Annotated in this window: 4 protein-coding genes; 1 reads left to right on the forward strand and 3 read right to left on the reverse strand. The window is 75.6% G+C overall.

The window, feature by feature from the left end:
• Window positions 1-59: 59 nt before the first annotated feature.
• The 3 genes from ABD308_RS38980 to ABD308_RS38990 all read right to left on the reverse strand — a co-directional run bounded on the left by ABD308_RS38980 (window position 60) and on the right by ABD308_RS38990 (window position 4,465).
• Window positions 60-2,948 (reverse strand): FtsX-like permease family protein, encoded by a 2,889-nt coding sequence (locus ABD308_RS38980; RefSeq protein WP_344345793.1) that lies wholly within the window; start codon window positions 2,946-2,948, stop codon window positions 60-62.
• Window positions 2,945-3,718, reverse strand: a complete 774-nt coding sequence (locus ABD308_RS38985; RefSeq protein WP_344345795.1) for an ABC transporter ATP-binding protein — start codon at window positions 3,716-3,718, stop codon at window positions 2,945-2,947. The genes ABD308_RS38980 and ABD308_RS38985 overlap by 4 nt, the downstream gene beginning before the upstream one ends.
• Window positions 3,719-3,829: 111 nt before the next feature.
• On the reverse strand, window positions 3,830-4,465 hold the full coding sequence (locus tag ABD308_RS38990) for a PadR family transcriptional regulator (RefSeq protein ID WP_344345797.1): 636 nt from the start codon (window positions 4,463-4,465) through the stop codon (window positions 3,830-3,832).
• Between the two features lie 178 nt (window positions 4,466-4,643).
• Here ABD308_RS38990 and ABD308_RS38995 point away from each other — a divergent pair.
• Window positions 4,644-5,420 (forward strand): endonuclease/exonuclease/phosphatase family protein (locus ABD308_RS38995; RefSeq protein WP_344345799.1); only part of this gene is annotated, 777 nt, incomplete at its 3' end.

Raw genomic sequence — 5,420 nt, forward strand, 5'->3', positions numbered from 1 at the left:
CCGGGGGTACCGGGACGGGGTGCCGGGACGAGACGGCGGGACGAGACGGCGGGAACGGCTCAGCCGGTGCGGCGCAGCAGCGAGATCCGCGAGCGGGTGAACAGCGCGGCCAGCGCCACCGCGAGCAGCGGCAGCAGGATCACGGTGCCCCCGATGGTGAGCCAGGGGAACTCCAGCACCCCCTTGGCGGCCTTCTCCTCCAGGCTCATCCCCGGGTAGTAGGCCGCCGCCGCCTCGACCTTGCGCAGCGCCACCGCGGGCACGAACCCGGCGACGGCTCCGAGCAGGGCGCCCATCGCGGCGATCACCCCGCACTGGAAGCCCGAGAGGGTGCGCCGGACCCCGGGTGCGGCGCCGACCGCGGCGAGGGTGGTCAGGTCGCGCTGGGAGTCGGCGGCCGCGAGACCGGTGGCGATCCCGGCGGCGCCGAGCGCGACCAGGCCGGCGAAGACGGTCAGGCCGAGGATGACGAGGTCGTTGTCGGACCGGTAGCCGCGTTCGACTTCGAGGTCGACACCGTCGGACACCTTGGCGAGGGCGGCGCGGGCCTTCTGCTCGGCGGCGTCGCCGGGCGCGGTGGCGGGCAGCCAGACCGAGCCCGCGTCGGTGGTGGTGAGGCCGAGCCGGCGGGCGGTGTCGGGGCTGAGCAAGGCCTCCCCGCCGGCCTGCACCTGCGCGACGACGTGGACCGCCTCGACGGTGATCCGGTGGACGGCCGGTTCCTGGCCCGGGTCGGGCAGCTCCCCCGCGGCGGGCTGCACGGTGGCCTCCAGCGTGATCTTCCCGTCCTTGAGGTAGCGCTCGTCGAAGACGACGGCCTTGCCGGCGGCGAGCGCCTGCCCGGCGGCCGGGTCGTCGGTGCCGTAGAGGTTGTGCAGCAGCGTGGCGTCGCCGGCCTGCACGGAGCCGAAGTAGCTGCCGCGGACGATGTGCGTCGTCTGGCAGCGCGGGTCCTCGCGGGCGAGCCGCTCCCGCTCGCTTGAGGTGAGGTGCTCGCTCCCCGCCCCGAAGGCCGGGCAACGGCGCTCCTCGGGCATCGACACCGCGAGGTAGCCGCAGCCGCCGCGCGAGACCATGCAGTCGGTGCCGTAGCTGACCCGCTGGACGTCGGTGCGATCGCCGAGGGCGGGAATGGCGTTCTGCACCGCGCCGCGCAGCTGGGGCAGCATCGAACCGTCCGAGGAGGCGCCCCAGCCGCCGGCCACGATGACCGCGTTGGCGGGGCCGGCGGCGGTGTACTGCAGGCGCTTCTCCTCGTCGAGACTGGCGCCGTAGACGCCCACCGCGACCGAGCCGGCCACGGCGGCCATGACCGCGGCGACGGCGGGCGCGGTGCGGCCGCGGTGGCGGACGGAGTCGCGCAGGGCGAGGCGGGGGCCGAGCGGCAGCCAGCGGCCGAGCCGGCCGAACAGGCCGACCAGGTAGGGGGCGAGGGCGACCATGCCGAGTTCGGCGATGGCCGAGCCGCCGAGGACGCTGAGCGAGCGGCCGCCGAAGCCTCCGGTCGCGCCGAGCAGGGCGAGCGCGGAGCCGCCGCCGAGCATCAGCAGGCCGAGCACCGCGAGCGCGCGGCTGGGCGGCTTGAGGGAGTCGCGGCCGGTGAGGGCCGCGACGACGTCCTGCCGGGACGCCTGAACGGCGGGCACGACGGCGGCGAGCAGACCGGTGACGAGGCCGATCAGGACGATGCCGAGCAGGTCGAGCGGCTGGAGGTCGAGGTGGCCGAAGCGCTCGCCGGCGAACTCCTCGGCCTGGGTGCGCAGCAGGGCGACCAGGCCGACGCCGAGGACCAGTCCGGCGGCGGCGCCGGTGAGACCGAGGACGACGCCGCCGCCGAGGACGACGGCGCGCACCTGGGCGCGGTCGCCGCCGCCCGCGGCGAGCAGGCCGAGCTGGCGGCGGGAGCGGCGGGCGCCGACGGCGAAGGCCGGGCCGGCGAGCAGCACGATCTCCAGCAGGGCCATGCCCATGACGGTGCCGATGACGACGACGGCGGTCCGGTCGAGGAACGGGGTGGAGCTGCCGCCGCCCCGGCTGTCCTGCTCGACGTAGTACGGCACCTCGGAGCGGGGCGGCGGGTCGAGCAGCACGGCGCGCGAGCCGACGAGGAAGCCGTACTTGTTGAGCTCCACGACCTTGGCCCAGTCGAGGGTGGTCCCGGCCGGGAGTTGGACGAGCCAGTCGTTGACCTCCTCGCTGACGGAGGTGCGCCCGCGCGTGCCGGAATCGGAGCCGGGCAGCTTGGCGAGCGGTTCGGTCACGGCGCCGGGACGGGCGAACAGGCCGATGCCGCTCAGGTCGCCGGGGTGCTCGGCGACGCCGGTGATGGTGTAGGGAGTGGCTTCGAGGCCGCGCGGCGAGGTGCGGTCGCCGATCTTCAGCCCGGAGGTGTCGAGGAAGGCCTGGGTGGCGGCGACTTCGTGGTCCGCGCTGGGGGCCCTGCCCTTGACCACGTCGTAGCGGCCGTGCCAGACCGGGTTGGCGAGGTCGAGTTCGGTGATCCGGACGCTGACGAGGCCCTCGACGGTGCTGGTGGTGGTGTAGGGGGCTTCGCGGAGCGGCACGAGGGTGGCGCCGGGCAGCAGTTGCCGGGCGAGGTCGGCGGGCGCGGTGTCGAGGCTGCGCTGCTGCTCGGGGGTGAGGACGGGCTTGCCGTTCTCCTTCTTCGCCTCGTCGACCGTGGTGATCTGGCGCTCCTCCTCGGGGTCGGGGGTCTGCATGACGATGGCGCCGCGGTCGAGGATCTCCAGGGAGGCGTCGGCCTGGCCCATGGCGCGCTCGACCTTCTCGACGGGGTCGAGCTCGGCACTGCGGAAGAACACGTCGGCGCCGGTGACGCCGAGGACGGGCAGCGCGACCATGGCGACGACCAGGGCGCTGCGGCCCTTGGCGCGCAGGGCGTCGCGGCGGGCGATGCGCAGGGCGACCCGCCAGGAACCGAGGTTCACTCCCCCACCGCGCCCTTCGCGTTGGCGGCGGCCGCGACGAGCAGGCTGCCGGCGTCCTGGCTGACGCTCTCGTCGACCATCCGGCCGTCGCGCAGGAAGACCACGCGGTCGGCCCAGGCGGCGTGCCGGGCCTCGTGGGTGACCATCATGGCGGCGGCGCCGGCGTCGCAGCGGGCGCGCAGCACGGCGAGGACGGACTCGCCGGTGGTGGAGTCGAGGGCGCCGGTGGGTTCGTCGGCGAGCACGAGGCGGCGGTCGCCGATCAGGGCGCGGGCGATGGCGACGCGCTGCTGCTGGCCGCCGGACATGTCGTCGGGGAAGCGGTCGGCGAGTTCGGGGATGCCGAGCTCCTCCAGGGCGGCGAGGGCCTCGCGGCGGGCGGCGCGGGTGGAGACCCCGTCGAGTTCGCGCGGCAGGGAGATGTTCTCGGCGGCGGTGAGCGCCGGTATCAGGTTGTAGTCCTGGAAGACGTAGCCGACGGAGCGGCGGCGGACCTCGGCGAGCCTCTTGCGGCTGAGTCCGCCGAGGGCGACGCCCTCGACGAGGACCTGCCCGCCGCTGGGCGTGTCGAGGCCGCCGGCGAGGGTGAGCAGGGTGGATTTGCCGGAGCCCGAGGGGCCCATGACGGCGACGAACTCGCCGGGGTGGACCTTGAGGTCGACGTCGCGCAGCGCCTGGACCTCGGCGGCGCCCTGTCCGTGGACCCGGGTGACGTTGTCCAGGTGCAGGACGGCGCTGGCGCCGTTCCCGCTCGGACCGGTGTGGGACACGTTTCCCCCTGCTGTGGTGGGGCCCGTCGCGCGGTGACGCGGAGGCGGGCCGGTGGTTCGTGTGGTTCCTGTGGTTCGTGCGATTCGTACGGGGCCGGGCCCCCGGGTGGTTCAGGCCTTGGTGCGGCGGCGGCCGAAGCGGGTCGGCGCGGGCGCCTCCCCGCTGTCGCGGGCCTCGGCGGCGCGGGCCTGTTCGACCTCGGCCTGCTGGGCGAGCCGGATCTCGCAGTGGTCGAGCCAGCGGACCTCGGCCTCGGTCTGGAAGATCAGCTGTTCGAGGACGAGCAGCCAGGCGAGGTCGGACCCGGGTGCGTCGGTGCCGCCGGGGCGGCTCTCTCCGGCGAGGGCGCGGGCCTTGAGCCGGGTGTAGTCCTGCAGCGCCTTGATGCTGTGCCGGCGCTGGCCCTGGACGACGGCGGGCACGTCGACGCCGGGGACGGTGACGGCCATCGCGAGTTTGATGGCGAGTTCGTCGCGGGGCGGGTTGGTGCGCGGCACCGGGGTGTCGAACCAGGAGCGCAGTTCGACGCGTCCTTCGTCGGTGACGGCGTAGAACTGGTGCCCCTCCTCGTCCTCCCCGGCGGGGACGACCAGGCCGTCGCGTTCCAGGCGGGCGAGGGTGGTGTAGACCTGGCCGACGTTGAGCGGCCAGGTGGCGCCGGTGCGCGCCTCGAACTCGGTTCTCAGTTGGTAGCCGTAGCGCGGCCCCTGGTCGAGCAGGGCGAGCAGGCCGTGGCGGATGGACATACCGAGTATGTATACCCGGTATGCTCGACGGGTCAAGCCGGGCCGCTCCGGCCGAGGGGCGAAACAAGGGGACGAGCGAGGGGGCTGGGCAGGGAGGCGGGCCGAGGGGGCAGGCCAAGGGGCAGGGCCTCCGGCCAGGACATCCGGCCGTCACCGGCGGCGGGTAACGTCGGGGGGCGTGAGCCAGCTGCGCATCGCCACCTTCAATCTGCTGCACGGTCAGCCGCTCGCGCCCGACGGCGCCCCGCGGCCCTACCCGCCCGACCCCGGCGGCCCGCTCGCCAAGGCGGTGGCCGCGCTGGACGCCGACGTGCTGGCCCTCCAGGAGGTGGACCGCGGACAGGCCCGCTCCGGCGGCACCGACCAGGCCGCCGTCGCCGCCACCGCGATGGGCGCCACGGACTGGCGGTTCGCCGCCGCCTTGCACGGGCGGCCCGCGCCGGTGGCCGGCTGGCTCCCGGAGGCCTCGGCGCCCGCCGGGATCCAGGTCTACGGACCGGCCGAGGTCGACGACGGCGCGCCGCCCTCCTACGGCACGGCGCTGCTGACCCGGCTGCCGGTGCGGCACTGGCGGGCCCGCCGGTTCGCGCCGGCGCCGTTCGGGCTGCCACTGCGGGTGGCCGGGCGGCGCGGCCTGACGCCGGTGCCGGACGAGCCGCGGGCCGCGCTGGCCGCCGTCCTGGAGGGAGCGAACGGCCCGTTCACCGTGGTGGCCGCGCACCTGTCGTTCGTGCCGGGCTGGAACATGGCGCAGCTGGCGGCGATCCGCCGGTGGATCGCCGACCTGCCGCAGCCTTACCTGGTGCTGGGGGACTTCAATCTGGTGGGCGCGGTGCCGCGCACGGTGCTGGGCGGGGCGAGCGCGCTGGAGCGGTCGGCGGCGCGGGTGCGGGTGCGGGAGCTGCGGGCGGCCCGGCGCGCCCGGCTGGCGCTGGAGGAGCCGCGCCGGCGGCGG

The sequence above is a fragment of the Kitasatospora putterlickiae genome, from assembly GCF_039527695.1.
Lineage (GTDB): Bacteria > Actinomycetota > Actinomycetes > Streptomycetales > Streptomycetaceae > Kitasatospora > Kitasatospora putterlickiae.